Source organism: Microterricola pindariensis (genome assembly GCF_002936985.1).
In the GTDB taxonomy this organism is placed as follows: domain Bacteria; phylum Actinomycetota; class Actinomycetes; order Actinomycetales; family Microbacteriaceae; genus Microterricola; species Microterricola pindariensis.
In genome coordinates, this window is record NZ_MPZN01000045.1 from 1 (window position 1) to 26516 (window position 26516).

General features: G+C 71.1%; 29 protein-coding genes. 4 read left to right on the plus strand and 25 right to left on the minus strand.

Translation table 11 applies throughout. The features are described 5' to 3' along the window. The 3 genes from GY24_RS12545 to rpsB all read right to left on the minus strand — a co-directional run. Positions 1–246: amino acid kinase family protein (locus GY24_RS12545; protein WP_456080962.1), on the minus strand; the 246-nt coding region annotated here is incomplete at its 3' end. A 164-nt stretch (positions 247–410) separates the two neighbouring features. Then, positions 411–1238, minus strand: coding sequence for a translation elongation factor Ts (gene tsf / locus GY24_RS12550; protein WP_083363655.1), 828 nt, complete (start codon positions 1236–1238; stop codon positions 411–413). An 11-nt stretch (positions 1239–1249) separates the two neighbouring features. Then, positions 1250–2167 (minus strand): 30S ribosomal protein S2, encoded by a 918-nt coding sequence (gene rpsB, locus GY24_RS12555; protein WP_083363654.1) that lies wholly within the window; start codon positions 2165–2167, stop codon positions 1250–1252. 264 nt (positions 2168–2431) lie between these two features. On the opposite strand from rpsB, the gene GY24_RS12560 reads away from it, so the two are divergent. After that, positions 2432–2989 carry a M23 family metallopeptidase gene (locus GY24_RS12560; protein WP_161498736.1) on the plus strand — a complete coding sequence of 186 codons (558 nt, stop codon included), beginning with the start codon at positions 2432–2434 and terminating at the stop codon, positions 2987–2989. Between the two features lie 98 nt (positions 2990–3087). Here GY24_RS12560 and GY24_RS12565 read toward each other — a convergent pair whose 3' ends face one another. From GY24_RS12565 to GY24_RS12615, 11 genes are all read right to left on the minus strand, one after another. Beyond that, positions 3088–3543 carry a GNAT family N-acetyltransferase gene (locus GY24_RS12565; RefSeq protein ID WP_104476290.1) on the minus strand — a complete coding sequence of 152 codons (456 nt, stop codon included), beginning with the start codon at positions 3541–3543 and terminating at the stop codon, positions 3088–3090. Between the two features lie 55 nt (positions 3544–3598). Next, entirely contained in the window at positions 3599–4516 is a 918-nt protein-coding gene (locus GY24_RS12570) for a tyrosine recombinase XerC (protein WP_233279352.1), read from the minus strand. Continuing rightward, positions 4513–5445, minus strand: a complete 933-nt coding sequence (locus GY24_RS12575) for a metallophosphoesterase (protein ID WP_104476292.1) — start codon at positions 5443–5445, stop codon at positions 4513–4515. The genes GY24_RS12570 and GY24_RS12575 overlap by 4 nt, the downstream gene beginning before the upstream one ends. A gap of 245 nt (positions 5446–5690) precedes the next feature. Next, positions 5691–6956: a DNA-processing protein DprA gene (gene dprA, locus GY24_RS12580; protein ID WP_104476295.1), complete on the minus strand. Its 1266-nt coding sequence runs from the start codon at positions 6954–6956 to the stop codon at positions 5691–5693. A gap of 1 nt (position 6957) precedes the next feature. Then, a complete protein-coding gene (locus GY24_RS12585) occupies positions 6958–8517 on the minus strand; it encodes a YifB family Mg chelatase-like AAA ATPase (RefSeq protein WP_104476297.1) in 1560 nt (519 codons plus the stop codon). Further along, the gene (locus tag GY24_RS12590; protein WP_104476299.1) at positions 8514–8915 is read right to left on the minus strand and encodes a YraN family protein; all 402 of its coding nucleotides are present in this window, start codon (positions 8913–8915) and stop codon (positions 8514–8516) included. Before GY24_RS12590 ends, GY24_RS12585 begins: the two co-directional genes overlap by 4 nt. A 146-nt stretch (positions 8916–9061) precedes the next feature. After that, on the minus strand, positions 9062–9385 hold the full coding sequence (locus GY24_RS12595; RefSeq protein ID WP_055833087.1) for a DUF2469 family protein: 324 nt from the start codon (positions 9383–9385) through the stop codon (positions 9062–9064). 55 nt (positions 9386–9440) lie between these two features. Further along, positions 9441–10088: a ribonuclease HII gene (locus GY24_RS12600; RefSeq protein WP_104476301.1), complete on the minus strand. Its 648-nt coding sequence runs from the start codon at positions 10086–10088 to the stop codon at positions 9441–9443. Further along, a complete protein-coding gene (gene lepB / locus GY24_RS12605) occupies positions 10089–10865 on the minus strand; it encodes a signal peptidase I (RefSeq protein ID WP_104476303.1) in 777 nt (258 codons plus the stop codon). 109 nt (positions 10866–10974) lie between these two features. Beyond that, the gene (gene rplS / locus GY24_RS12610; protein WP_067232134.1) at positions 10975–11325 is read right to left on the minus strand and encodes a 50S ribosomal protein L19; all 351 of its coding nucleotides are present in this window, start codon (positions 11323–11325) and stop codon (positions 10975–10977) included. 193 nt (positions 11326–11518) lie between these two features. Continuing rightward, positions 11519–12061: a hypothetical protein gene (locus GY24_RS12615; RefSeq protein ID WP_193953577.1), complete on the minus strand. Its 543-nt coding sequence runs from the start codon at positions 12059–12061 to the stop codon at positions 11519–11521. An 82-nt stretch (positions 12062–12143) separates the two neighbouring features. Between GY24_RS12615 and map the strand changes: the two genes are divergently transcribed. Further along, positions 12144–12911 carry a type I methionyl aminopeptidase gene (gene map, locus GY24_RS12620; protein ID WP_104476305.1) on the plus strand — a complete coding sequence of 256 codons (768 nt, stop codon included), beginning with the start codon at positions 12144–12146 and terminating at the stop codon, positions 12909–12911. 216 nt (positions 12912–13127) lie between these two features. Here map and trmD read toward each other — a convergent pair whose 3' ends face one another. The 4 genes from trmD to rpsP all read right to left on the minus strand — a co-directional run bounded on the left by trmD (position 13128) and on the right by rpsP (position 15260). Continuing rightward, positions 13128–13823 (minus strand): tRNA (guanosine(37)-N1)-methyltransferase TrmD, encoded by a 696-nt coding sequence (trmD, locus tag GY24_RS12625; RefSeq protein WP_104476307.1) that lies wholly within the window; start codon positions 13821–13823, stop codon positions 13128–13130. 123 nt (positions 13824–13946) lie between these two features. Then, the gene (gene rimM, locus GY24_RS12630; RefSeq protein ID WP_104476309.1) at positions 13947–14597 is read right to left on the minus strand and encodes a ribosome maturation factor RimM; all 651 of its coding nucleotides are present in this window, start codon (positions 14595–14597) and stop codon (positions 13947–13949) included. A 1-nt stretch (position 14598) separates the two neighbouring features. Further along, positions 14599–14835 carry an RNA-binding protein gene (locus tag GY24_RS12635; protein WP_083363585.1) on the minus strand — a complete coding sequence of 79 codons (237 nt, stop codon included), beginning with the start codon at positions 14833–14835 and terminating at the stop codon, positions 14599–14601. A gap of 2 nt (positions 14836–14837) precedes the next feature. After that, entirely contained in the window at positions 14838–15260 is a 423-nt protein-coding gene (gene rpsP, locus GY24_RS12640; protein ID WP_083363584.1) for a 30S ribosomal protein S16, read from the minus strand. A gap of 263 nt (positions 15261–15523) precedes the next feature. Between rpsP and GY24_RS12645 the strand changes: the two genes are divergently transcribed. Continuing rightward, positions 15524–16651, plus strand: coding sequence for a glutamate--cysteine ligase (locus GY24_RS12645; RefSeq protein WP_104476319.1), 1128 nt, complete (start codon positions 15524–15526; stop codon positions 16649–16651). 107 nt (positions 16652–16758) lie between these two features. Here the strand turns inward: GY24_RS12645 and GY24_RS12650 are convergent, their stop codons facing one another. From GY24_RS12650 to ftsY, 6 genes are all read right to left on the minus strand, one after another. After that, a complete protein-coding gene (locus tag GY24_RS12650; RefSeq protein WP_202972944.1) occupies positions 16759–17997 on the minus strand; it encodes a S1C family serine protease in 1239 nt (412 codons plus the stop codon). A 147-nt stretch (positions 17998–18144) separates the two neighbouring features. After that, positions 18145–18945 carry an LLM class F420-dependent oxidoreductase gene (locus GY24_RS12655; protein WP_104476323.1) on the minus strand — a complete coding sequence of 267 codons (801 nt, stop codon included), beginning with the start codon at positions 18943–18945 and terminating at the stop codon, positions 18145–18147. 17 nt (positions 18946–18962) lie between these two features. After that, a complete protein-coding gene (gene ffh / locus GY24_RS12660; protein ID WP_104476311.1) occupies positions 18963–20519 on the minus strand; it encodes a signal recognition particle protein in 1557 nt (518 codons plus the stop codon). Positions 20520–20531: 12 nt separating this feature from the next. Continuing rightward, positions 20532–21227: a GNAT family N-acetyltransferase gene (locus GY24_RS12665; RefSeq protein ID WP_233279353.1), complete on the minus strand. Its 696-nt coding sequence runs from the start codon at positions 21225–21227 to the stop codon at positions 20532–20534. 4 nt (positions 21228–21231) lie between these two features. Then, positions 21232–21735 carry a DUF2004 domain-containing protein gene (locus GY24_RS12670; RefSeq protein ID WP_104476313.1) on the minus strand — a complete coding sequence of 168 codons (504 nt, stop codon included), beginning with the start codon at positions 21733–21735 and terminating at the stop codon, positions 21232–21234. A 26-nt stretch (positions 21736–21761) separates the two neighbouring features. Continuing rightward, the gene (ftsY, locus tag GY24_RS12675; protein WP_104476315.1) at positions 21762–22637 is read right to left on the minus strand and encodes a signal recognition particle-docking protein FtsY; all 876 of its coding nucleotides are present in this window, start codon (positions 22635–22637) and stop codon (positions 21762–21764) included. Positions 22638–22739: 102 nt separating this feature from the next. Here ftsY and GY24_RS12680 point away from each other — a divergent pair, with 102 nt between their 5' ends. Then, complete coding sequence (locus GY24_RS12680; protein WP_202972945.1) at positions 22740–23750, plus strand: VOC family protein; 1011 nt, start codon at positions 22740–22742, stop codon at positions 23748–23750. A gap of 411 nt (positions 23751–24161) precedes the next feature. On the opposite strand, the gene GY24_RS12685 is transcribed toward GY24_RS12680, so the two are convergent. Then, the coding region (locus GY24_RS12685; protein ID WP_104476329.1) for an AAA family ATPase at positions 24162–26516 on the minus strand (2355 nt) is incomplete at its 5' end.

Below are 26516 nucleotides of genomic sequence, written 5' to 3' on the forward strand. Positions count from 1 at the left end.
CATGACGGTGCCCAGCATGCCCATGTAGTCGGCCCGGCCGCGGTCCATGCCGCGCTGGGAGAGCTCGGCGCCGCGGAAGAAGTTGCCGCCGCCGACGACGATTGCGACCTCAACGGTCTTCGCCGCTTCTGCGATCTCGCGGGCCAGGCCGCTGACGACATCCGGGTTCACGCCCAGCGAGCCGCCGCCGAATGCCTCGCCCGAGAGCTTGAGGAGAACCCTGCGCTTCTTTTCCGTCGTAGTCATGCGAGTGGATCCTTCCGAGTGCGTATCTGAAAACTTAGTGTGTTGCGCTGCGCTTTGGGCAGGGCGGCGTGGTTTCAGACCAGGCCGCGGCCCCTGAACCAAACGGTTCAGGCACAGAAAAGGAGTCCGGATCACCTCGGTGATCCGGACTCCTCCATGGCGTACTAGGCGCCGGCCTTGAAGCGGGCGAAGCCCGTGACGTTCAGACCGGAGTCTTCGAGTACCTTCTTGACCTGAATCTTGCTGTCGCGAGCGTAGTCCTGCTCGAGCAGGGCAACCTGCTTGAAGAACGCGGTGAGGCGGCCTTCGACGATCTTGGGCAGAGCCGCTTCCGGCTTGCCCTCGTTGCGGCTGATCTCGGTGACGATCTCGCGCTCCTTCTCGACGATCTCGGCCGGAACCTCGTCGCGAGTCAGGTACTGCGGGTCGAACATCGCGATGTGCTGAGCGATCGCACGAGCGGTCTCGGCGTCGTCACCGCTGTAGGAGACGACAACACCGATCTGCGGCGGCAGGTCCTTGGACGTGCGGTGCAGGTAGACGGCAACGGCGTCGCCGGTCAGAGACACGACGCGGCGCAGCTCCACCTTCTCGCCGAGGGTTGCGGCCTGCTGGTCGATCAGGTCTGCAACGGTGCCGCCGTCGACGGGGGCCGCGAGGCCCTCCTCGACGGTGCCGGCGCCCGCGGCTGCAACAGCCTCGAGCACCTTCTCCGACAGGGCGATGAACTTCTCGTTCTTCGCAACGAAGTCGGTCTCGCAGGCGAGCTCGATCATCGTGACGGCGCCCGGGGTCTCCTGGACGGCGACGAGGCCCTCGCTGGTGGAGCGGTCGGCACGCTTGGCGTTACCCTTTGCACCCTTGAGACGCAGGATCTCGGTCGCCTTCGCGACGTCGCCCTCAGCCTCGACCAGAGCGTTCTTGGTGTCGGTCATGCCGGTACCAAGCTGCTCGCGCAGAGCCTTCAGGTCGGCAATGTTGAAGTTAGCCATACGTGGGGTCCTTACTTGGTCTCGGCGGCTGCGTCTTCTGCAGCAACCTCGGCAACAACCGCAGCAACTTCACCCTCGACGAAGTCGGCCTCGACGGCGGCAAGCGCGACGTCGGCAACCTTCTCGGTCTCGGCGGAGGACTGCGCAGGAGCGGTCTCGTCAGCGGCGGTCTCAGAAGCCTGGAGAAGCTCGGCTTCCCATGCGGCGAGAGGCTCGACCTCTGCACCCTCTTCGGGCTTCTGGTGGCGCTGGATCAGGCCCTCGGCTGCTGCGTCGGCGATGATGCGCGTGAGCAGGCCAACGGAGCGGATGGCGTCGTCGTTGCCCGGGATCGGGTACTGGACTTCGTCCGGGTCGCAGTTGGTGTCGAGGATGCCGATGACGGGGATGCCGAGCTTGCGCGCCTCGTCAATGGCGAGGTGCTCCTTCTTGGTGTCGACAACCCACAGAGCCGAAGGCGTCTTGGTGAGGTTGCGGATTCCGCCGAGCGACTTGTGAAGCTTGTCGAGCTCGCGCTTCTTGATCAGGAGTTCCTTCTTGGTGAAACCCTTGGTCGTGTCGTCGAAGTCGAGCTCCTCGAGCTCCTTCATACGTGCGAGGCGCTTGCTGACCGTCTGGAAGTTGGTGAGCAGGCCACCGAGCCAGCGCTGGTTGACGTACGGCTGGCCGACGCGCTGAGCCTGCTCGGCGATGGAGCCCTGAGCCTGCTTCTTGGTGCCGACGAAGAGGATGGTGCCACCGTGGGCAACCGTCTCCTTGACGTAGTCGTAGGTGCGGTCGATGTAGGTCAGCGACTGCTGGAGGTCGATGATGTGGCTGCCCGAGCGCTCCGTGAGGATGAAGCGCTTCATCTTCGGGTTCCAACGGCGGGTCTGGTGCCCGAAGTGCACGCCGCTGTCGAGCAGCTGGCGAATGGTTACGACGGCCATGGTGGCGGTCTCCTTGTTCTCGGTTTCCGTGGTGACCGGTCGATCACCACTCCTGGTGCCCGGCACACGACCGACCCGCTTCTCACGAAGTAAGGACCGAAGGGAAGTGTTGCCTGAGGGGCACGCGTAGTCAGTGCACACAGCACTGCTCGGGAAAGTCTAACAGCATCGATGCCTCCCCTGCACACCGCCGCAACCCGGGCGCTTGTCCACAGATCCGGGCGCCGGATCCCGGCCGCTCGGGTGCCGCGGCAGGCTCGATCCATGCCCACATCGAACCGCCGCGTGCTGCTGATCCCGCTGCTGATCCCACTGCTGGCCGCGCTCGCGCTCGGTGCCGGCGCGGCCCCCTCCGCGCCCCCGCCCGCCGCGCCCGCGGGCTCCGGCCCCGTCAACCCGACCGCGCGCGAGCTCGCCCGGTGGGACTGGCCGCTGGGGCTCCCGCACATCGTGGTGCGCGGGTTCCAGGCGCCGGCGACCCGGTATGCGGCCGGGCACCGCGGCATCGACCTGGAGGCGGCCGTCGGCACCGCCGTCTTCGCCCCGGCCGCTGGCAGCGTGTCCTTCGCCGGCGTCGTCGTCGACCGGCCCGTGCTCGCGATCCGCCACGACGGCGAGCTGGTCAGCTCCTATGAGGCGCTGGAGAGCGACCTGGCCGCCGGCGACACGGTCGCAGCGGGCCAGCGGATCGGGGTCATCGCGGCGGGCGGGCACTGCGACGGCGGATGCCTGCACTTCGGGGTGCGGCTGCGCGGCTCGTACGTGTCGCCGATGCTCCTGCTCGGCGGCATGCAGCGGGCCGTGCTGTTGCCGCTCGGCTGAACGGCTGCACTGCTGCACTGCTGCACGGCTGCACGACTTGCGCGGCTTGCACGGCTTGCCCGGCTTGCGCGGCTGAACGACTTGCGCGGCGGCGCGCCTTAACGGGGGCGTGCGGGCGAGGGCGACGCCTGGGTCGGGTGCTCCGGCCGCTCGGCGGCCGGCCGCACGAGGGCTGTCGGGCCCGGGTCCGTGAACCCGAACTTCTCGTACAGGCCGTGCGCGTCGCTCGTGAAGAGCGTCCACCGGAAGTGCGCTCCGGGGCCGTCGTCGATCATCGCCTGCACGATCCTCGTGCCCAGGCCGTTGCCGCGGTGCGCCTCGGCCACGATGACGTCGGCAAGGTACGCGAAGCCGAGACCGTCGGACACCGCGCGCGCGAAGCCGAGCTGCTCCCCCGTGCGCTCGTCGTAGACGCCGATCACCCGCCAGGCGTCGCGGATCTGCGCCTCGACGTCCTCCCGGCTGCGCCACTTCGCCCAGTACGCCTCGCGCAGCGCGCCCCAGACGAAGTCGGGGTCGATGCGTTCGCGGGAGTCGTCGACGAGATAGCTCATCCGGTCACTCTACGACCCCGGCAGCCTCTGCCGGGTGTGGGCTGAGACACGGCGCTCAGGCGCGCGGGTGCGCCGTCCGGTAGCTCTCGCGCAGCCGCTCGGTCGAGACGTGCGTGTAGATCTGGGTGGTTCCGAGGCTGGCGTGGCCGAGCAGCTCCTGCACGGCGCGGAGGTCGGCGCCGCCGTCCAACAGGTGGGTCGCGGCCGTGTGCCGCAACGCGTGCGGGCCGGCCGGCCCCCCGCCCGGCAACTCGGCGAGGAGCCGGGCGACGAGGGTGTGCACGGCCCGGGTGCCGAGCCGGCCGCCCCGGGCGCCGAGGAAGAGCGCCTGCGGGGCGGGCGCGTCCCCCGGCAGCAGCACCGGGCGGCCGCGGCGCAGGTAGTCGACGAGGGCGGAGAGCGCGGGAACGCCGAACGGCACCACCCGCTCCTTGTTGCCCTTGCCGAGGGCCCGCACCGTGAGCCGGTCCAGGTCCAGCGCGTCCACGTCGAGGGCGACGAGCTCCGAGACGCGCAGCGCGGAGGCGTAGAGCAGTTCGATCAGGGCCAGGTCGCGCAGGGCCTGCGGCTCGCCCTCCCCGGCCCGCGCGGTCAGGCCGCCCAGGATGTCGCTCATCTGCGGCTGGGCGATGACCCGCGGCAGCGCGCGGCCGGGCTTCGGCGCGCGCAGCCGCAGTCCGAGGTCGTTCTCGACCCGGCCGGTGCGGGTCAGCCACGCGGTGAAGCCGCGGGCGGATGCGGCTCGGCGGGCGATGCTGGCGCGGGCGAGCCCCGCCTCGGTGCCGACCCAGAGCCAGTCCCGCAGCAGCGCGAGGTCGACTCCCTCCGGCCCGACCGCACCGCGCTCCTCGGCAAAGCTCGCGAGGGAGCGGAGGTCCTGCCGGTAGGCCCGCTCGGTGTTGGGCGAGAAGCCGCGCTCCACCCGCAGGTAGAGCGCGAACTGCTCGATCGCCTCGTCGAAGGGGGCGCTCACGGCTGCTCGGCGGTCTTCCGGGAGAAGAGCTCTCGGCGCCCGGCGTCGTCGAGCGCCTCGAGGCGCTCGAGGAAGCCGGCCTCGAAGTGGGTCACGACCGGTGCCTCAGCGAGCGGCACGACGGAGTGCACAACCCGGTCGGCATACACGTGCACGAGGTTCATCGACTGCCCGCCGTTGACGCCGACGAGCTCCCGATCGGCGGCCGCGACATCCATCGTGTAACAGGTGGCAGCCGCGACGGAGACGGGGACGCCTGCGAACAGGCTGGTGCTGGAGTAGTGCAGGTGGCCGGCCAGGATGGCGCGGATGTCGCTGCCCCGGATGACGTCGGCGAGCGCCTGTTGCTGCTGCAGCTCGAGCACCGTCATTGCCGCGAGCGGAGTCGGGATCGGCGGGTGGTGCAGGGCCAGGATGCTGCCGTGCGGGGCGGGGGTCGCCAGCACGCCGCGCAGCCAGTCCAGCTGTTCTGGCGTGATCTCGCCGTGGTGGTAGCCGGGGACGGTGCTGTCCAGGGTGATGATGCGCAGCCCGCGGACGTCGTCGACCTTGTCGACCGGCACGTCCCCGGCGGGTGGGGCCCCACGCAGGAGTTCGCGGCGGAACGCCGACCGCTCGTCGTGGTTGCCCATCACCCAGACGAGTGTGGCGCCGAGCTCGTCCGCGACGGGCTCGACCAGCGCGCGCACCCGCCGGTAGGCGGCGACCTCCGCGAGGTCGGCGATGTCACCGGTGACGACTATGGCGTCCAGCGGCACCCCCAGGCCGCGGAGCCTGCGCATCGCGGCCGCGGCCTGGCTGTCCGTGTCGACCCGGCCGTAGAGCGGCCGGGGGCTGCCGGCGGCATCCACGCCCAGGAAGTGCGTGTCGCTGAGGTGCGCGATCACGAACTGCGCGGGCGGGTACTGCCCCATCTGGATGCCGGTCATGCTGACTCCTCACCGTTCGAACGCCGTCGGTCACCACCTTACGACGGCGCACCGACGCGGCCACGACGGTGAACGGCGCCCGCCGCAGCGATTCCGACCGCGACGACGGCCCGTCGTGCTGCCCGCGGAGCTGGGTGCAGTCGGTGGGCTGATGCCCGACGTGGCGGGGAAGGAGCTCGCGGGCGCCCCTGCCAACCGGGCTAGCCGGGCCGACCGGGGCAACCGGGCTACCCGGGCCAACCGGGCTAGCCGGGCTGCCGGCGCAGCCAGCCGCGCTCGTCCTCCCGCGCCCGGCCCTCCAGCTCCAGCACGCCCAGCGTGGCGATGACGGAGTTCGGCGCCATCCCGCTGCGCACGGCGATATCGCCCACGCCGCGCGCGCTCCGGGTGCTGAGCGCGTCGAGCACGCGCAGCTGCTCGGGGGTGGCCTGCACCCGGCTGCGCCCCGCCGCGGCCGGGCTCGCCGCCGAGCTCAGCTCCGGCCCCGCGGCATCCGGCTCCAGCAGTTCGGCCATCTCGGCCGCATTCGTCACGCAGCGGGCGTCGTAGTCGCGGAGCAGCCGGTGGCAGCCGGCGGAGGCCGGGCTCGTCACCGGGCCGGGGACCGCGCCGAGCGGGCGACCGGCCGCCGCCGCGTGCCCGGCGGTGTTGAGGGAGCCGGAGCGGTGCCCGGCCTCCAGCACGACCGTGGCCTGGCTGGCCGTCGCGATCAGCCGGTTGCGCTGCAGGAACCTCCACCGGGTCGGCGAGGCCCCGCACGGCAGCTCGGAGATCACCGCCCCGGTCGCGGCGATGCTGTGCAGCAGCGCGTCGTGCCCGCTCGGGTAGAAGCGGTCCAGCCCGCCGGCGAGGAACGCCACGGTGACGCCGTTGCTGGCCAGCGCGGCCCGGTGCGCCGTGCCGTCGATGCCGTAGGCCGCCCCGGAGACGATGGCGAAGCCGCGGTCGACAAGGCCGGCCGAGGCCTCCATGGTGATGTGCTCCCCGTAGCCGGTCGCCGCCCGGGCTCCGACCAGGGCGAACGAGCGCCTCATGGCCGCCATCGCCTCCGGCTGGCCGCGCCACCAGAGCGCGAGCGGCGCGTGCACGCCGAGATCGTCGACGCCGGTCGGCCATTCGGCGTCGCCGGGCACGGCGAGCCGGCAGCCGAGGCGGACGGCCCCCTGCAGCGCGCGCACCGCGGCGGCCGAGTTCAGCCGCGGGCGCCAGCGCTCCAGTGCGTCATTGAGCTCGCGGCCGAGCGCGCCCCGCCCGGCGCGCTCCGCCGGGTCCACCTCGGCGAGGAGGCGCTCCACCGGCCACCGCTCGATCAGGGCCGCCAGCGCGCGGTGCGCGCCCAGCGCGGTCACGAGCAGCCCGGCCGCCCGGTCCCCCGGCTCTGCGATGCCCGTCCACGTCGCCCGGGCGAAGAGCTCGGCGAGCTCCCCGGCGGATGCCGCGGTGTCGCCGCGCGCCCGGAGCGGCGGCAGCAGGCCCGCGATCTCCCGCTCGGTGATGCCCAGATTCTGCATGTCAGATCCCTCGTCTCAGGTAGAGCGCCTGCGCGATGTGCTCCGCTCCCGGCATCGCCGCACCCTCGATGTCGGCGATCGACCAGGCGACGCGCAGCACCCGGTCGTAGCCGCGCATCGTCACGCCGCCGCGTTCCAGCGCCCGGTCGAGCGCGGCCAGCGCCTGTCGGCCGGGGCGGCGCGCCCTGGCGCGCAGCCACTCCCCCGGCACCTCGTTGTTGAGCGCCCACGGCGTCCCGCCGAGCCGGGCCGCCGCGCTCGCCCGCGCCTGCTCGACGGCCCGCCGGGCGGTGGCGGTGTTCAGCACGGTGCCGCCCGGCTCGCCGGCGCGCTGCTCGGCCAGCGCCAGGTGCGTTGAGGTCACCCGCTGCACCCGCAGCTGGATGTCGATGCGGTCCAGCAGCGGCCCGGAGAGCCGGGCGAGGTAGCGCCGCCTCGTGTTCGGCGGGCAGGTGCAGTCCCCGCCCTCCACTCCGAACTGCCCGCACGGGCACGGGTTGGCCGCCAGCAGCAGTTGGAAACGGGCCGGGAAGTGGGCGACCGCGTTGGCGCGGTGGATGCTGATCACCCCGGATTCGAGCGGCTGCCGCAGCGCGTCGAGCACCGCCGTCTGAAACTCGGGCGCCTCGTCCAAGAACAGCACCCCGTGCCCGGCGCGCACGGCCGCACCGGGCCGGATCACGGCGGAGCCGCCGCCGACCATCGCCGCCGCGGTGGCGGTGTGGTGCGGGCTCTCGATCGGCGGCCTGTTGCTGAGCGCGCCGCCGACACCGAGCCCGCTGAGCGAGCGGATGCTGCTGACCTCCAGCGACGCCTGCTCGTCGAGGTCTGGCAGCAGCCCGGGCAGCCGCTCGGCGAGCATCGTCTTGCCGGCGCCGGGCGGCCCGAGCAGGAAGGCGTGATGGCCGCCGGCCGCCGCCACCTGCAGGGCGAGCACGGCGGCATCCTGCCCGACGATGTCGGCGATGTCCGGCTCCTGGGCGAGCACGGCCGGGTGCGCCGCGGCCTGCGCCAGCTCGATGGCCTCGAGCGGGATCGGCTCGAAGTTGCCGCCGTGCCAGATCGCCGCATCGCGCAGCCCGGGCATGCCGAGCACCCGGATGCCGGGCACCAGCGCGGCCTCCGCGACGTTCGCGCTCGGCACCATCACGGTGTCGCAGCCGGCGCGGCGGGCGGCGATCACCGCGGGCAGGATGCCGGGCACCGGGCGGAGGCGCCCGTCCAGGGCCAGCTCGCCGATGTGCACGACCCGCCCGATCGACGCCCCGTCCAGATCGCCGGCCGCCGCCAGGCAGGCCAGCGCGATGGCCAGGTCGAAGCCGCTGCCGTGCTTGGGCAGCGAGGCCGGCGAGAGGTTGACGGTGATCGCCATGGGCGAGAGCGGGATGCCCGCGTTCGCCGCGGCCGCCCGCACCCGGTGCGTGGCCTGCTGCAGCGCCGTGTCCGGCAGCCCGATCAGCACGATCTTGGGCAGCTGGGCCGAGATGTCCGCCTCGACCTCGACGATGGCGCCGCTCAGGCCGAGCAGCGCGATGGCGCGGGTGCGGCCGACGACCCTCACGCGTGCACGCCCTCGAGGTGCTCGATGCGCGGGAGGGACCCGCCGGGGGCGAGGACGCCGATCACGTCCAGCCGCACCGAGCCCGTCGCGCCGGGGTGGGCCGCGCACCAGAGCCGCGCCAGCACGTGCATCCGGCGCAGCTTGGCGGCGGTGATGGCCTCGAAGGGGTGGCCGAAGGCGTCGCTCGTGCGCGTCTTCACCTCGACGAAGACGAGCTGGCCGCGCAGCTCGGCGACGACGTCGATCTCGCCGTGCCTGCACCGCCAGTTGCGCTCGAGCACCCGGTAGCCGGTGGACTCCAGGTAGCGCACGGCCTGCTGCTCGCCGTAGCGGCCCAGCCATTGATTGCCCAGTCGTTGATTGCCGCGCCCGCCGGGTGGGACATCCCGTTCAGCCATCGCGCACCTCCGACACCAGAGTGCCGGTGCGGGGGCGCGCGGAACGAGCGCGTGTCAGCCCTGTGCGGAACGGGCCCGGAACGCCAGCCTGTGCACAACAGGCACAGCCCCAGGAACAGGCACAGCCCCAGGAACGGGCAGCAGGGCTACTCGTCGAGCGCGAGCTCCTTGGGCAGCTCGAACTCCTTGGTGGCGAGCTCCTCGATGTTGACGTCCTTGAACGTCAGCACCCGCACCGACTTCACGAAGCGGTCAGAGCGGTAGACATCCCACACCCAGACGTCCTTCATGGTCAGCTCGAAGTAGAAGTCGTGCTCCGTGTCGCGGCGCACGAGATCGACCTCGTTGGCCAGGTAGAAGCGGCGCTCCGTCTCGACGACGTACTGAAACTGCGCCACGATGTCGCGATACTCGCGGTAGAGCGCCAGCTCGACCTCGCGGTCGTAGTCCTCGAATTCATCTTCATCCATGGTTCCTCAATCCTAGCCCGGCATTGCCGGGCCGGCGCCTGCCCTTCGGCAGCGCTCAGCGCGCCTCGCTCTTGATCCACGACACCCGGTGCAGCGGCGTCGCCCCGTACTCGGCAATCGCAGCCATGTGCGCCGGGCTGCCGTAGCCCTTGTTGCCCTCCCAGCCGTACGCCGGGTGCGCGTCGTGGGCGGCGATCATCTGGCGGTCGCGGTGCACCTTGGCGATGACGGATGCCGCGGCCACCGACGCGCAGTCGCGGTCCGCCTTGACCCGGGTCTGCACGCGCAGCGGCGAGGCAAGGGCGGGGTTCAGCCAGTCCTGCGAGCCGTCCAGCAGCACCACGCTGGCCGCGACATCGGCGCCAGACTCGTGCAGGGCGAGCAGGGCCCGCTTGCCGGCCAGGCCGAGGCACGCGGTGATGCCGAACTCGTCGACCTCGGCGGCGCTCGCCTCACCCACCGCGGAGTGCAGCACCCAGGCCGCGGCCAGCGGGGCGAGCGCCTCACGGCGCTTCTCGCTGAGCAGCTTGGAGTCGCGCAGGCCGTCGGGGAATGTGCCGGACTGGGCGTCGATGACGGCCATGCCGACGGAGACGGGCCCGGCCATCGCTCCGCGGCCCACCTCGTCGCAGCCGATCACGAACCGGACGTCCCGGGCGAAGAGCTCGCTCTCCAGCTCCAGCGTCGGCAGCTGCACGGCCACCTAGCGCCCCTCGCCGCTCGGCGCGGTGCTGGGCGTGGAATCCGGCACACCGGCGAAGACGCCGGGATAGTTGTCCAGCCAGGCCCAGTGCGAGAGCGGCCAGCTGACCACGAACGCACGGCCGACGACGTTGTCGATCGGGACGAAGCCCTTGCCGGGCGTCTCGCCGTTGTAGCGGGAGTCCTTGGAGTTGTAGCGGTTGTCGCCCATCACCCAGAGCGACCCGGCCGGGACCGTCGCCTCGAAGTCGTCGCGGGAGACGCGGCTGTCGCCGACGGGCAGCGTGACGTAGGGCGACTCGTCCAGCGGCACGCCGTTCACGCTCATCTGGCCGAGGGCGTTGCAGCACTGGACGTGGTCGCCGGGCAGCCCGATGACGCGTTTGATCAGGTGGTCGTTGCTGTCCGGGGCGGAGAGCCCGACCAGCGAGAGCAGCCAGTCGACGCTGGCGACGATCGGGTTCTGCTCGATCGGCGTCGACGGCGCCAGCCAGCCGCCCGGGTCCTGGAACACGACGACGTCGCCGCGCTCGACCGGGACGACATCGGGCACCAGTTGGTTCACGATGATCCGGTCGTGCACCTGCAGTGTCTCCCGCATCGACTCGGACGGGATGAAGAAGGAGCGGATCAGGAAGGTCTTGACCACGAAGGAGACCATGATCGCGATGACGAAGATGATCAGCAGGTCGCGCAGGAACAACAGAACGCCCCGCTTGCGCCGAGATCCTCGCGATGGCCTGCGGTCGCGGCGCAGCTCCTGGCTCGTGTCAGTCATTGCCGCCCGTAATCGAAGGTGTAGGTGAATGCAGTGTGTCTGTCATTTAAATGCTTGAGCCCCCCGACCCAGTGTAAGGGCGGGAGGCTCAAGACAAGATGTGCGTGACTTACGAGAAGTCGCGCTTCTCCTTGATCTTCGCCTTCTTGCCGCGGAGCTCCCGCAGGTAGTAAAGCTTGGCGCGACGCACGTCACCGCGAGTCACAACCTCGATCTTCTCGATGACCGGGGAGTGCACCGGGAAGGTACGCTCGACGCCGACCTGGAAGCTGATCTTGCGAACCGCGAAGGTCTCGCGGACACCGTCGCCGGAGCGGCCGATGACGACGCCCTGGAAGATCTGGACACGCGCGCGCGTGCCTTCGATGATGTTCACGTGCACCTTGACGGTGTCACCGGCGCGGAAGTCGGGGATGTCCGACTTGAGGGATGCTGCATCGACTGCGTCGAGGATCTGCATGATGTTCGCTCTCTGTGCCCGCATCCGGTCGAACACTGAAAATAGGTTTCGGTCAATGAATGTGCTGCCCTGCGCTCACACCCGAGGGTGTGTCGCTGGCTCCCCGGAGGCAGAGCCGTGATGCAGCACAATCGTCAATTGTGGCACGCGCGGGGCACGCACGCCAAAACGGGGGCCGGATGCCGCGGCCGGGCTAGTCGCGCACCTCATGGATCACGATCACCTCTGGGTCGTCCCCCGGCTTCGGCTTCGGGGCGGCGCTCGGCCCCTGAGCGCCCTGGCCGGGCAGGTGCGGGGCCGGCTGCTCCGGCATCCGCGCCGCCTGCTCGAAGGCGTCCATCGTGTCCTTCATGCTGCGCGCGCCCTCGGTGACCAGCTCCCACAGGGTGAGCCAGAAGCCGGCGATGGCGGCGGCGATCGCGAGCACCAGGAACCAGGTGGCCGAATCGCCGAAGAAGCCGAGCCCGATGATCGCGCCGTGCAGCACGACGAGGAGGGCGACGTCCTTCCAGGACACCGCACGGACGCGCCGCACCGGGGGCCTGGCGAAGATGATGAGGGCGATCACGAGCAGGCCGATGAAGACGATGGGCGCCATGATCAGCAGGCCGAGGAAGCCCCAGCCGCTGCCCCCGTAGAGGCCCCAGCCGACGAACAGCCAGGCGGGCAGCACGAACACGGCGATGAACTGCCAGTAGTAGAACGCCCGGCGGACGAGCGTGGAAGCGGTATTCACGTGCTCAGCGTAACGCCGCGAGGCTGGGCGCGTACCCCACGTTCGCTGAGGGAGAATGGAGGCAGTACAGAGAGGACGGCCCATGATTGAGCTGCGCACCCCGGCCGAGATCGAGCAGATGGCCCCGGCGGGCAAATTCGTGGCGAGCGTGCTCACCGCGACCGCCGCCGCCGCGAAGGTGGGCGTCAACCTGTTGGCGCTGGACCGACTCGCCCACGACATGATCCGCGAGGCCGGCGCCGAGAGCTGCTACATCGACTACCACCCGAGCTTCGGCGCGAGCCCGTTCGGCAAGGTCATCTGTACCTCGGTGAACGACGCGGTGCTGCACGGGCTCCCCCACGACTACGCGCTGCGGGACGGCGACCTGCTGAGCCTGGACTTCGCGGCATCCGTCAACGGCTGGGTGAGCGACTCCGCGCTCTCGATCGTGGTCGGCACCCCGCGCGAGGAGGACCTGGCCCTCATCGACACCACGACGCGCGCCCTGGCGGCCGGCATCGCCGCCGCCCAGCCCGGCAACAAGATCGGCGATATCTCCGCCGCGATCGCCGCCGTCGGGCACGGCGACGGCTACACGATCAACACCGACTTCGGCGGCCACGGCGTCGGCCGGACGATGCACGGCGACCCGCACGTGCCGAACGACGGCCGCCCGAACCGCGGCCTGCCGCTGCGCCCGGGCCTCGTCATCGCGATCGAGCCGTGGTTCCTGCACACGACCGACCGCATCGTGACGGATGCCGACGGCTGGACGCTGCGGAGCGCCGACGGGTCCCGCGGCGCGCACATGGAGCACACCGTCGCCATCACCGAGGACGGCCCGCGCATCCTGACCGCACGCGACTAGCGGCCCCGCCAAGTCAGTGGCCGCCGGTCCGGCGAGCAGGCCCCGCTGAGCACGCCTCGCTGAGCACCCGGCCGTCGCGGCCCCCGAAAAGTCTCGCGGCCCTCGACATGTCGGGGGCCGCGAGATATTTCGAGGGCCGCGAGCGCGTGCGGCGTCCGCGAGCGCGTGCGGCGTCCGCGAGCGCGTGCGGCGTCCGCGAGCGCGTGCGGTCCGCCGCTAGAGCTCGGGCGGCAGCAGGTCGGGGCGCACGCGGCGCGTGCGCTCGATCTGCTGCTCCCGGCGCCAGCGGGCGATCGCCCCGTGGTCGCCGCTGCGCAGCACCGGCGGCACCTCGCGCTCACGCCAGAGCGCCGGCTTGGTGTAGCTCGGGTACTCGAGCAGGCCGTCCTCGTGGGACTCCTCGACGAGGCTCTCCGGGTTGCCGACGACGCCGGGGATCAGCCGGCCGATGGCCTCGATCATGGCCATCACGGCCACCTCGCCGCCGTTCAGCACGTAGTCGCCCAGGCTGACCAGGCGCACGCGCCCGTTCTCGGCGTAGTGGTCGAAGACACGCTGGTCGATGCCCTCGTAGCGGCCGCAGCCGAAGACGATCTGCTCCTCATGGGCGAGCTCGCGGGCCATCTTCTGGTCGAAGGGCACGCCGGCCGGCGAGGGGAAGATGATGATCGGGTCCGCTGCGCCGTCCTCGAGCACGGAGTCCAGCGCCTCGCCCCACGGCTCCGGCTTCATTACCATGCCGGCCCCGCCGCCTGCGGGGGTGTCGTCGACGGTGTGGTGGCGGTCGTGGGTGAAGTCGCGCAGGTTGTGCACGCCGAGCTCGATGATGCCGTTGGCGCGGGCCTTGCCGAGCAGCGAGATGTCGAGCACATCGAAGAACTCGGGGAAAATCGTGACGATGTCGATGCGCATTGTTCAATCCTAGGAGGGCGTGCCGACGAGCGTGTGCCGACAGGGGTGTGCGGGAACAGAAACGGCGACGCGGAGGACCGCGTCGCCGTTTCAGCGTGTTTCTGGGGGCTCTGGTGAGAGGTGCTACTCGGTCGGGCCCTGAGCCTCGTCCGACTCCGCGGCCGCTGCCGCCTCGTCATCCGGGGTCTCGCTCTCCGGGGTCTCGTTCTCTGGGATCTCGCTCTCCGGGATCTCTTCGAAGAGACCGGTCGGGGGCGTCACCGTGACGATGCCGGCCTCGACGTCGACCGCCGAGACGATGGCCTTCACGAAGGGCACCATGACCTCGCCGTTCGGCGTCTTCACGATGATCAGGTCCTGGGCCGGGAAGTGCTCGATGCGAGCAACCTTGCCGACCGTGACTCCGTCGCGCACGACGGCCAGGCCGACGAGCTGGTGGTCGTACCAGGCGTCTTCCTCATCGGGCGACTCGGTGTCGTCCTGGTCGATCCAGAGGATCGCCTTCGCCAGGCTCTCGGCCGCTGAGCGGTCGGGAACGCCGACGAAGAAGCCGACGGGGTGGCTGTTGTACCAGCGCAGCTCGGCCAGCTCGATGGTCTTGCCGTGCCACGGGGATTCCGTGGGAACCTGCAAGGAGAACACGGCGCCCGGGACGAAACGTCGCCCCGGGTCGTCCGTGAAAAGCTCCAGCTTGATTGCACCCTTGAGGCCGTGCGCCTTGGTCAGGCGCCCAACCCGCAGTTGCGTGCGGCGCGCTTCGCTGTCGTCACTCACTTTAGAAGTCAGTGTCAACAACGTCGACGCGAACGCGCTTGCCGTCGGCCAGCGCGGCCACGAGGGTGCGCAGGGCCTTGGCGGTGCGTCCGGCGCGACCGATCACCCGGCCGAGGTCCTCGGGATTCACACGAATCTCGAGGACGTCGCCGCGGGCAGAACTCTTGGCCACAACCTGCACGTCGTCCGGGTGATCAACGATCCCCTTGACGAGGTGCTGCAAAGCGGGAGCGAGCAAGACTAGGCCTGCTCGTCCGCTGCGGGAGCCTCGGTGGTCTCTTCAGCCGGAGCCTCTTCCTTGGCGGCAGGCTTCTCGGCCTTGGGCTTCAGAACCGGCTTCTTCTTCTCGTCGGCGACGAAGGCAGCCTTGGGCTCCTTCACCTGGACGGTGCTGACGGCGTTCTTGTCGCCCTTGAAGCGACCCCAGTCGCCGGTCAGCTTGAGGAGGGCGGCAACCTGCTCGGTCGGCTGTGCGCCGACGCTCAGCCAGTACTGCGCACGCTCGGAGTCAACCTCGATGAAGGAGGGGTTCTCGGTCGGGTGGTACTTGCCGATCTCCTCGATCACGCGGCCGTCGCGCTTGGTGCGCGAGTCGGCAACGACGATGCGGTAGTACGGTGCGCGGATCTTACCCATGCGCTTGAGACGAATCTTGACAGCCACAATTCTCCTGTGTGTTTTGTGAAATGGGCGAACTGACAGCCGTGAGCGTGGGGTGCACACTCGGCAAAAGCTCAAAGGGGCACTGTAAGTCTGATTAGAGGGTCGGACGAAACAGTGCTCGACAGATCATTCTTGCAGATATCGGCCCGCTTCCCCAATCGAACGGCAAAAGTTTCGCTGTGAGTTTCCGAGCGGATGCCGGCACCGCGGCGCGTGGCAGAATTGCAGCGCTCCCCCGACCACTTTCCAGAACGGTGTTGCCCGTGCAAATCAGTTTCGCCGAGTCCGCGCGTTCGAGCGTCGGCATCGAGTGGGAGCTGGCGCTCGTTGACCGGGCGAGCGGCGAGCTCGTCGGCGTGGCGGCGGAGGTGCTGGACGCGCTGGCCGGCGACGACGGAACACGGCATCCGCACATCACCGGCGAGCTGCTGCTCAATACGGTGGAGCTGGTCTCCTCGGTGCACTCCACCGTCGGCGGCGCGGTGCGCGAGCTGCAGGGGCAGCTGGCCGAGGTGCGCCGGGTGACCGACCCGCGCGGCGTCGAGCTGATCTGCAGCGGCTCGCACCCGTTCAGCCAGTGGTACGACCAGCAGGTGACGGACAAGCCCCGCTACCAGCGCCTCATCGAGCGCACCCAGTGGTGGGGCCGCAACATGATGATCTGGGGCGTGCACGTGCACGTCGGCATCGAGTCGCGCGACAAGGTGGTCCCGCTGCTCGCCGGCCTGAGCAGCTACCTGCCGCACCTGCAGGCCCTCTCCGCCTCCAGCCCGTTCTGGGCGGGCGTGAACACGGGCTACGCCTCCAACCGCGCACTCATGTTCCAGCAGCTACCGACGGCCGGCCTGCCCTATGAGCTCGCCGACTGGGCGGCCTACGAGCGCTACGTGCGGGATATGAGCGTGACCGGCATCATCGACGACTACACCGAGGTGCGCTGGGACATCCGGCCGTCGCCGCACTGGGGCACCCTGGAGATGCGCGCCTGCGACGGCGTCTCCAGCGCCGCGGAGCTCGGCGCGGTGGCCGCGCTCATCCACTGCCTGGTCGAACGGATGTCGCGCCAGCTGGACGCCGGCGAGAGCTTGGACTGGCTGCAGCCCTGGTACGCCAGGGAGAACAAGTGGCGGGCTGCGCGCTACGGGCTGGACGCCGTCATCATCCTCGACACGGCGGGGCGGGAGGCCCCCGTCGCCGACGAGCTGCGCCGCCTGGCCCTGGAGCTGGCCCCGATCGCGGCGGACCTCGGCTGCCCGGACGAGCTCGCCTCGGTGCTCGCGATCCTCGAGCACGGCGCCAGCTACCAGCGGCAGCTGCGCACCGCCGAGGCGGCCGGCGGCGACCTGCGGGCGGTGGTCGCCGCACTCGCCCGCGAGCTCCGCGGCCAGTAGCGCCGCGGCCGGCAACTCCGCGGCCGGCAACTCCGCGGCCGGTAGCTCCGCGGCCGGTAGCTCCGCGGCCAGTAGCTCCCGGCCGGCACCGCCGCCGCGGGGAGCCGCTACGGCGTCTCGCTGAGCGTCAGCGTCGTGCTGCCGGTCTCCGTCCCGCGCAGGTAGTCGACCTCGACGGTGTCGCCCACCTTCTTGGTCAGCTTGAGTTTGGTCAGCACGGCCGCGCTGGTGGCCGGCTCCCCGTCGAGCGCCGTGATGATGTCGCCGGTCTGGATGCCGGCCTGCTCGGCCGGGCCGCCCGCGGTGACGCCCTCGACGTAGAGGCCCGGCGCGGTGTTGAACTGCGCCGCCACGTCCTGCGGGATCACGACGACCTGCATGCCGAGGTACGGGTAGCTGACGTTCCCGGTCTCGATCAGTTGCTCGGCCAGCGAGATGGCCAGGTTGATCGGCACGGCGAAGCCGATGCCGACGCTGCCGCCGCCGGTCTGCCCGGCCGCGTTGGGGACGGTGGCGATCGCCGAGTTCACGCCGATCAGCTCGCCGTCGCAGTCGACGAGGGCGCCGCCGGAGTTGCCCGGGTTGATGGCCGCATCCGTCTGGATGGCGCCGGCCAGGACGGCCGTCGAGCCGTCATCCGCCGGGACGGGCACGTCGCGGCCGAGGGCGCTGACGATGCCGGCCGTGACGGAGCCGGACAGGCCGAGCGGGGCGCCGAGCGCGACGACGGGCTGGCCGACCGCCACCTCGTCGGAGTCGCCCGTCGTGATGGTCGGCAGCGTCTCGCCGGCCTCGACCTTGATGACGGCGATGTCGGCTTGCTGGGACCGCCCGACGAGCGAGGCGGAGGCCTGCTGGCCGTTGCTGAACGTGACGACGATCCGCGCGCCGCTGACGGCGTCGGCGACGACGTGGTTGTTGGTCAGGATGTAGCCGTCATCGCGGATGATCGAGCCGGTGCCGACGCCGCCGCCGGTCTCGCTGACCACGTTGATGGTCACGACGGAGGGCAGCACGGCGTTCGCCACCGCCTCGGCGTCGCAGAAGCCCTGGCTGTCCGTTCCCCCGGATGCGACGGGCGCCCCGGAGGGCTCGGACGTCGCCACGCCGGCCGGCTCCGTCGCGGACCCGCCCAGCTGGCCGAGGTAGCCGCCGAGGAGTCCCCCGACGAGGCCGAGCACCAGGGCGCCGCCGAGCAGGGCGCCCGGCCGGGAGAAGAACGGCTTGCCGTCCGCTGCGGCCGGGGCGGCTCGCGGGGGCGATGGCGGGGGTGGCGGGGCGGATGCCGCCGCCGGCTGCCCGGAGGATGTCGGATCCTGTGGGGCGCGCCCCGATTCGTCGTCCACTGTGTCCCCGTCCCTGCGCAACGTTGCCGTGCTCGGAGTCTAAGGCGCGGAGGCGGCGTTCAGCCAGACCCGGTTCGGCAGAGGGCGTGCGCCAGGGGGCGCGTGCCCGAGGGCGTGCGTCAGAGCGAATGCGTCAGAGCGAATGCGTCAGAGCGCGGAGTTCTTCTCGTCGCGCCAGGCGAGCCAGTCGCGCACCGGGGCGAGGTCGTAGCCCGGCCCGCTGATGCCGAGGGTGAACAGCGTCGCGCCGAGGGCATGCAGCTCGTCGGCATCCGCGTGGCTCCGCGCCTTGACCTCGACGGAGACCTCGATCTCTGACCGGTCGCGGCCGACCTGGCCGCACCAGTCCCCCAGCACGCCGAGCTTGTGCTCGAGCACGGCCGGGGCGCTGAAGGAGTGCCAGATGTCGGCGTGCTCTGCAACGATGCGCAGCGTCTTCTTCTCGCCTCCGCCGCCGATCAGCACCGGGATGTCGCGGGTGGGCGGCGGGTTCAGCCGGCCCCACCGGGCGCGGATGCGCGGCAGCGCGCCGGAGAGGGCGTTCAGCCGGCTGCCAGCGGTGCCGAACTCGTAGCCGTACTCCTCGTAGTCACGCTCGAACCAGCCGGAGCCGGTTCCGAAGATGAAGCGGCCGCTGTCGCCGCCCCTGGCGCTGATGTGGTCGACGGTGCGCGCCATGTCGGCCTGCAGGTCGGCGTTGCGGTAGCTGTTGCAGTTGACCAGCGCCCCGAACTGGATCCGGCTGGTCTGCTCGGCCCAGGCGGCCAGCATCGTCCACGACTCGAAGTGCAGGCCGTTCCTGTCGCCGGAGAGCGGGAAGAAGTGGTCCCAGTTGAAGGCGATGTCGACGCCGAGATCCTCGATCTCGGCCAGGGTGTCCCGGATCGTGCCGTACTGGGCGTGCTGCGGCGCCAGCTGCACGCCGAGTCGAACCCGCCGTGCGGGCACCGCAGCCGCCTGCACTCCTAGCCCTTGCCCAGCAGCTTCTGGAAGTTTGCGAGGTCTTCCTCGCTGGGCGCCGGGGCACCGCCGAGGCCGAAGCCGGAGCCGCTCGGGGCCGCGACGCCGGGCTTCACGCCGGTCGCGATGGCCGCGTTCTCCGCGGCCCGCTTGGCCGGGTTGCCGGACTTGGAGCCCTTCTTCTTGGCCTGCTGCGCCTTGCCGCGACCGAAGCCGCCGCCGGGGATCGGGCCCATGCCGGGAACCTGCGGCATGCCACCCTTGGCGACCGTCTTCATCATCTTGGCTGCCTGCTCGAAGCGGCTGACCAGCTGGTTCACGTCGGTGACGCTCATGCCGGAACCCTTGGCGATGCGGAGGCGGCGCGAGCCGTTGAGCAGCTTGGGGTTGACGCGCTCGGCCTTGGTCATCGACTGGATGATGGCCTCGGTGCGCACGATCTCGCGCTCGTCGAAGTTCTCCAGCTGCTGCTTCATGGCGCCGGCGCCCGGCAGCATGCCCATCATCTTCTTGATGGAGCCCATGTTGCGCAGCTGCTGCATCTGCTTGAGGAAGTCGTCGAGCGTGAAGCTGTCGGTCGCGAACTTCTCGGCGACCGCGCGGGCCTCGTCCTCGTCGAAGGCCGACTGCGCCTGCTCGATCAGGGTGAGGATGTCACCGAGGTCGAGGATGCGGCTGGCCATGCGGTCGGGGTGGAACGGCTCGAAGTCGTCCAGCCCCTCACCGGTGGAGGCGAAGATGATCGGGCGGCCGGTGATCGAGGCCACGGAGAGGGCCGCGCCACCGCGGGCGTCGCCGTCGAGCTTGGAGAGCACGACGCCGGTGAAGTCGACGCCGTCCTGGAACGCCTTGGCGGTTGCGACGGCATCCTGACCGATCATGGCGTCGATGACGAAGAGCACCTCGTCGGGGTCGATGGCCTTGCGGATGTCGGAGGCCTGCTTCATCAGCTCGGCGTCGACGCCGAGGCGGCCGGCGGTGTCGACGATGACGACGTCGTGCTGCTTCTGCTTGGCCCAGGCGACGCCGTCCTTGGCGACCTTGACCGGGTTGCCCACGCCGTTTCCGGGCTCGGGGGCGAAGACCGGAACGCCGGCCTGCTCGCCGACGACCTGCAGCTGGGTGACGGCGTTGGGGCGCTGGAGGTCGCTCGCGACCAGCAGCGGGGTGTGCCCGTCCTTGGCCAGCCACTTGGCCAGCTTGCCGGCGAGGGTGGTCTTGCCTGCACCCTGGAGGCCGGCCAGCATGATGACTGTCGGCGGCTTCTTGGCGAACTCGAGGCGGCGCTGCGAGCCGCCGAGGATGCGGATGAGCTCCTCGTTGACGATCTGCACGACCTGCTGGGCCGGGTTCAGCGCCTTGTTGACCTCGTCGCCGAGGGCGCGCTCGCGCACGGTGGCGGTGAAGTCCTTGACAACCTCGAGCGCGACGTCGGCGTCGAGCAGGGCGCGGCGAATCTCGCGCACCGTGCCGTCGACGTCGGCAGCGGAGAGCTTGCCCTTCGTGCGCAGGTTCTTAAAGGTCTCGGCAAGCCGGTCGGAGAGCGTTCCAAATGTAGCCATGGTGCTGACAGTTTAGTTGAGCGCGGAGCCCTCTTCTGCCGCCACGGCGGCAGCGACCCGTTTCGTGAGCGCTTCGCGCACCGCAGGCCACTCCTCGGCGATGATCGAGAACATCACCGTGTCACGCACGGTGCCGTCATCCCGCCGCATGTGTCGGCGGAGAACCCCCTCGTAGCGGGCGCCCAGGCGCTCGATTGCGCGCTGCGAGCGGGTGTTGCGGATGTCGGTCTTCAGCTGCACCCGGCCGGCCCCGAGAGTCTCGAAGGCGTAGCCGAGCAGCAGCAGTTTGGTCTCCGGGTTGACCGGGCCGGACCAGACGGCCGGCGTGTACGTGGTCGAGCCGATCTCCAGGCTCGCGTTCTCCGGCTGCACGTCGATGAAGCTGGTCGATCCGATGACGCTGCCGGCGGGGAGTCCCCGGTGCGCGCGGAGCGTGCGCATCGTCCACGGCTGGCGGGTGGGCCGGCTGGCGGCGCGGGCGCGCGCCAGCGCGTCCTCCTCCGAGCGCGGCCGGCCGGCGACGTGCTCCCAGACGGCGTCGTCGTCGAGCGCGGCGAACAGGCCGGGCGCATCCCGCTCCGGGTCGCCGGTGGCCAGCTCCACGACACGGCCGCGGAGCACCGTTCCGGCCGGGACGGGCCAGTTCATCTCCGGCCAGGCGGCGTCGCCGGGGCGCGGGTCTGGCAGCGGCTGGAAGGCGGTGCCCACCGGCTCAGCTGGCCATCTCGGTGCCGATGACGTCGGCGTTGATGTTGAAGCGGGCGATGAGCACGGCGTCGCTCTCCCCCGGGGCGATGGAGTACTCGAACAGGGCGAACGGCTCGTCGTCGCCGGTGTGGTGCGGCAGGATGCTGACCCGCACGAGCGCCATCGAGCGCAGGAAGTCGATCTGCCGGTCGCCGGACTCGCGGCTCATGGCGTCGTCGAGGATCTCGTCGCCGAGCTCGGCGACGCTCTGGTAGAAGTAGGCGATGGTGTTGGAGGTGTCGGTGGACAGCTCGCCGACGAAGGCCTCGCGGGCGTCGGAGTCGAGGCTCTCGAGCTGCCCGATCAGGCCGGCGGCGATGTCGAGCGATTCCTCGGCGACGTCATCCTGTTCCGGCGAGCTCAGCGAGACGTCGACATCCCGCTCGCCCACCTCGACGGTCTCGGACCAGTACAGCTCGTCGTCGTTCTCGCTGCCGAGGTAGCCGAAGTAGTCGTGTTCGATGGCCATGCGTGTGTTTCTCCTTGGTGCCGGCGCTAGCCGACGAGCTTCTGGGCGAAGACGTGCGGGGTGAAGCCGGTCAGGTCGTTGATTCCCTCGCCCTGGCCGACGAGCTTGATCGGGATGCCGGTCTTCTCCTGTACCGCGAGGACGAAGCCGCCCTTGGCGGAGCCGTCGAGCTTGGTCAGCACGAGGCCGGTCACTCCGGCGTGCTCGATGAACGCCTCCGCCTGGGCGAGGCCGTTCTGGCCGGTGGTGGCGTCGAGCACCAGCAGCACCTCCGAGATGGGGGCCTGCTTCTCGACGACACGGCGGATCTTGCCGAGCTCGTCCATCAGGCCGCCCTTGGTCTGCAGCCGGCCGGCGGTGTCGATGATGACGATCTCTGTGCCCTCGGCCTTGGCGCGCTCGATGGTCTGGAAGGCGACGGCGGCCGGGTCCTGGCCCGGCATCTGCGGGCGCACGATGCCGACGCCGGCGCGGTCGGCCCAGGTGGCCAGCTGCTCGACGGCGGCGGCGCGGAAGGTGTCCGCGGCGCCGACCAGCACGGTGCGGTCGTAGTTGCGCAGGAACTTGGCGAACTTGCCGATGGTGGTGGTCTTGCCGACGCCGTTCACGCCGACGACGAGCACGATGGCGGGCCGCTCGGTGAGCTTGAGGGTGGAGTCCAGTTTCGCCAGACGCTCCTCGATGGTCTCCCGCAGCATGCGCTGCAGGTCGGCCGGGTCGGTGGTGCGGTACTTGGCGACCTTGCCGCGCAACTCGGTGACGAGGGCGTCCGTCACATCGGGACCGAAGTCGGCCTTGAGCAGTGCATCCTCGAGGTCTTCCCAGGTGTCGTCGTCGATCGTCTTCTTCGCGAACATGCCGCGGAGCGCGCCAGAGAGAGACCAGGGGGTGCGTTCAGCCATACGCCCAGCTTAAGGCGTGACGGCCTCCGCCCCGTGCCGCCGTCGACGCCCGGGCGTGCGCGCGGCGGAATACTCGGCGGGTGGGCGTCGTTGTGGCCGCGTATGCCCTCCCCCTCCACGCCGCTTCGCCGCGCCCGCCCGCCCCGCCCTCTGCTCATCGCCATCGTGGGAGCCCTCGTGCTCGCCCTCGGCGGAGGGGTGGCCGCGATCGCACTGCTGCAGCAGCCCGCCGCGTCGGCCGGCGGGGAGCCGTCCGGACCGGTGAGCTCCGGCATCCTGCACGAGGACACCCGCATGGGCGCCGTCCTGTTGAACACGGCCAGGCTGGCCGAGATGCGGGCGTTCTACGAGGACGCCGTCGGGCTCACCGTTCTCGCCGAGAGCGAGGGAGAAGTCTCGCTCGGCCGACCGGGCGAGGAGCTGATCCGGCTGGTCAACGACCCGGACTCCCCCGCGGACACGCCGACGGGCGCCGGCCTGTACCACTCGGCGATACTGTACCCGGATGCGGCGTCCCTCGCCGGCGCGCTGACCGGCGTCGCGCAGCAGGCCCCCTCCAGCTACCAGGGCAGCGCCGACCACGCGGTGAGCCTGGCGTTCTACATCGGCGACCCGGACGGCAACGGCGTCGAGCTGTACATGGACCGCCCGCGCGCGGACTGGGAGTGGGTCGACGGCCGCGTCACCATGGGCTCCGCCGCCCTGGACCCGAACCAGTTCATCGCCGACAACCTCGACCCCGCGCTCTCCGCGGCCGAGCCGACGATGGGGCACGTGCACCTCCGGGTCGGCGAGCTGGGCGCCGCACGCGCCTTCTACGTCGACGTGCTGGGCTTCGACGTGACGAGCGAGACGGACGGCGCCCTGTTCATGTCGGCCGGCGGCTACCACCACCACCTCGCCGCTAACACCTGGAACAGCGCAGGGGCCGGGGTGCGCGGGGCCAGCCTCGGGCTGCGCGAGTTCACCGTCATCCTCGCCGACGGCGCCGAGCTGGATGCCGCGGCGGCCCGCCTGGCCGGCGCCGGCGTGCCGTACCAGCGGGAGGACGGCGCGCTCAGCGCTCAGGACCCGTGGGGCAACACGGTGCGGTTGGCGACGACGGCCGGCTAGCTGGCGCCCGTCCGGCTCGGCGGCGAGCGGCCGGAAACCGTGCCGGGTGCGAGGTCTCGATACGCTCGTTCCTCGCTACTCGACCAACGGACATCCCGCTGGTCGAGTAGGCCCGCCAGGGCCGTATCGAGACCCGGCTTCCACCCGGAAACCGTGCCGGGTGCGAGGTCTCGATACGCTCGTTCCTCGCTACTCGACCAACGGGGGCACACGGGGCGGAGCGTGGCCTAGGTCGCAAGCACCCGCTGGTCGAGTAGGCCCGCCAGGGCCGTATCGAGACCCGGCTTCCAACCGGAAACCGTGCCGGGTGCGAGGTCTCGATACGCTCGTTCCTCGCTACTCGACCAACGGACACCCCGCTGGTCGAGTAGGCCCGCCAGGGCCGTATCGAGACCCGGTGCCCGAAGACGACTAGCCTGCGCGTTCCTCCGGCTCGGTGCTGATGCGCTGGCCGACGACGGCGGAGACGCCGTCCTGCCGCATCGAGACGCCGTAGAGGGCGTCGGCAATCTCCATGGTGCGCTTCTGGTGCGTGATGACGATGAGCTGGCTGGTCTCGCGCAGGTCCTGGAAGATCGTCAGCAGGCGGCCGAGGTTCGCGTCGTCGAGCGCCGCCTCCACCTCGTCCATGATGTAGAACGGGCTGGGCCGCGCCTTGAAGATCGCGATGAGCAGCGCGACGGCGGCCAGCGAGCGCTCCCCGCCGGAGAGCAGGGAGAGCCGCTCGATCTTCTTGCCGGCCGGCTTGACGGAGACCTCGATGCCGGTGGTGAGCATGTCGTCCGGGTTGGTCAGGGAGATACTGCCCGTTCCGCCCGGGAACAGCACGGGGAACACCTGGCCGAACGCCTCCTTGGTGTCCTCGAAGGCGGCGGCGAAGATGGTCTGCATCTTCTCGTCGATCTCCTCGATGATGCTGAGCAGGTCGGCGCGGGTCTTGGTGAGGTCGGTGAGCTGCTCGCTGAGGAAGAGGTGCCGCTGCTCGAGCGCGGCGAACTCCTCGAGGGCGAGCGGGTTGACCCGGCCGAGCTGCGCGAAGGTGCGCTCGGCCTTCTCCAGCCGGCGCTGCTGCACGGCCCGGTCGAAGCGGCCGGGTTCGCCATCCTCGGTCTCGGCGGGGATCTCGACCTCCGGCCCGTACTCGTCGACGAGCACCTGCTCGTCCAGCCCCAGCTCGGAGAAGGCGCGCTCCAGCAGGCTGGAGAGGTGCAGCTTCTTCTCGTAGATGGCCAGCTCGAGCCCGTGCACGTTCTCGGTGATCACGCTGAGCCGTTCGCGGAGGGCCAGCTCCTCGCGCCGGAGCGTCGCGAGCTCCTCGTTCTCGGTGGCCCGCTTGGCCTCGGCCGTGGTCAGCTCGAGCCGGGCCTCGGCGACGGAGGCGTCGACGGAGGCGAGGATGACGGGCAGCGCGGCGACGACGGCGCTGGCCGCGTCCACCTGGCGGCGGCGGATGACGGCCAGGCGCGCCGCCTCCTCCGCTGCGGCGCGCTCCTGCTCGCGCCGTCTGGCCAGGGCCTCGCCGCGGGCCTGCTCGGCCCGCACCCGCTCGCGCGCCGTCTCCAGGCCGAGCCTGGCCTCGATCTCGGCCTCCCTGGCCTGTTCCAGCTCGGTGTGGAGCGCGGCGCGGGCGCTCGCGTCCAGCAGCGGTCGGGGCCGGGAACGGGCGGTGTCCAGCTCGGCCTTGGCCTTCTCGGCGGCGGCCTCCGCCTCACCGACCCGGCCGGCGGCCAGCTCGAGCGCCTTGCCGAGCCGGTCGAACTCGGCGACGGACGCCTCCGCCTGCACGCGGGCGCGGTTCAGCCGCTCGGTCTGCGCGGCGAGGGCGGAGTCGAACTCGCGCAGCGCGGCGAGGGCGGCCTGGGCCTGTGACTTCGCGGTCTGGTGGCCTGCTCGCTGCTCGGTGAGGGTGTAGCGGGCGCGCTCGATGAGCGAGCCCAGCTCGCCGAGCCGGTCCGCCGCGGCATCCCGCTCGGCGATGAGCTCGATACGGCCCTGCTCCCCGCCGGATCCGCCGCGGAGCACATACTCGGTGAGCACCTCGCCGGCGCGGGTGACGACGGTGACGGGGGCGCCGGTGGAGGCGGCGGCCAGCTGCGGCGCCGCGGCACGGGCGGTGGCCAGGTCGTCGGCGATCACGACGTGCGCGAGCACGCCCTGCACGCCGGGCGGGGCGGTGACGACGGATGCCGGGGCGGTGATGCCGGGCAGGCCGGGCCAGCTCGGGCCCTCGCCCGCGCTCCCCTGGCCGGCATCCGGTTCGGCGATCACGAGTTCGACCCGGCCGAGCCCGTGGGCGGCGGCGTGGTCGACGGCGGCGTGCGCCGCGGCGCTGCTCTCGACCAGGATCGCGTCGGCGAGGGTGCCGAGGGCGGCGGCGATGGCCGCCTCGAAGCCGGGCACGACGTGCACGTTCTCGGCGACGATGCCGCGCACGCCGCCGAGGCCGGCCGCGATCAGGTCGGCGGAGCCGTCGCTGCGCTCGAGGGCCCGGGAGAGGGCGCTGACCTTGGCGGCGAGGGCGTCCTTCTCGCGCTCGGCGCCGTGCAGCTCGTCGCGGAGCCGCTCGATCTCGGCCTCGGCCCGGGTCACCTCGGCCTGGGCGAGCTCGTAGGCCTCGTCAAGGTCGGTCTCGCTGGCCTCGTCCTGCTCGGCGGCGGCCTCCAGCTCGGCGAGGTCGCGCTCCGCCTTGGCCCGGCGCTCGGCGGCGGCCTCTGACGCGTTCTGCTGGCGGAGCACCTCGCCGCGCACGGCCGCGAGGCGGGACGC

Coding starts and splice junctions, on each gene's coding strand:
- tsf (WP_083363655.1), bottom strand. CDS start 1,238: ATGGCTAACTTCAACATTGCCGACCTGAAGGCTCTGCGCGAGCAGCTT.
- rpsB (WP_083363654.1), bottom strand. CDS start 2,167: ATGGCCGTCGTAACCATTCGCCAGCTGCTCGACAGCGGCGTGCACTTC.
- GY24_RS12560 (WP_161498736.1), top strand. CDS start 2,432: ATGCCCACATCGAACCGCCGCGTGCTGCTGATCCCGCTGCTGATCCCA.
- GY24_RS12565 (WP_104476290.1), bottom strand. CDS start 3,543: ATGAGCTATCTCGTCGACGACTCCCGCGAACGCATCGACCCCGACTTC.
- GY24_RS12575 (WP_104476292.1), bottom strand. CDS start 5,445: ATGACCGGCATCCAGATGGGGCAGTACCCGCCCGCGCAGTTCGTGATC.
- dprA (WP_104476295.1), bottom strand. CDS start 6,956: ATGCAGAATCTGGGCATCACCGAGCGGGAGATCGCGGGCCTGCTGCCG.
- GY24_RS12590 (WP_104476299.1), bottom strand. CDS start 8,915: ATGGCTGAACGGGATGTCCCACCCGGCGGGCGCGGCAATCAACGACTG.
- GY24_RS12595 (WP_055833087.1), bottom strand. CDS start 9,385: ATGGATGAAGATGAATTCGAGGACTACGACCGCGAGGTCGAGCTGGCG.
- lepB (WP_104476303.1), bottom strand. CDS start 10,865: ATGACTGACACGAGCCAGGAGCTGCGCCGCGACCGCAGGCCATCGCGA.
- rplS (WP_067232134.1), bottom strand. CDS start 11,325: ATGCAGATCCTCGACGCAGTCGATGCAGCATCCCTCAAGTCGGACATC.
- map (WP_104476305.1), top strand. CDS start 12,144: ATGATTGAGCTGCGCACCCCGGCCGAGATCGAGCAGATGGCCCCGGCG.
- trmD (WP_104476307.1), bottom strand. CDS start 13,823: ATGCGCATCGACATCGTCACGATTTTCCCCGAGTTCTTCGATGTGCTC.
- ffh (WP_104476311.1), bottom strand. CDS start 20,519: ATGGCTACATTTGGAACGCTCTCCGACCGGCTTGCCGAGACCTTTAAG.
- GY24_RS12670 (WP_104476313.1), bottom strand. CDS start 21,735: ATGGCCATCGAACACGACTACTTCGGCTACCTCGGCAGCGAGAACGAC.
- ftsY (WP_104476315.1), bottom strand. CDS start 22,637: ATGGCTGAACGCACCCCCTGGTCTCTCTCTGGCGCGCTCCGCGGCATG.
- GY24_RS12680 (WP_202972945.1), top strand. CDS start 22,740: ATGCCCTCCCCCTCCACGCCGCTTCGCCGCGCCCGCCCGCCCCGCCCT.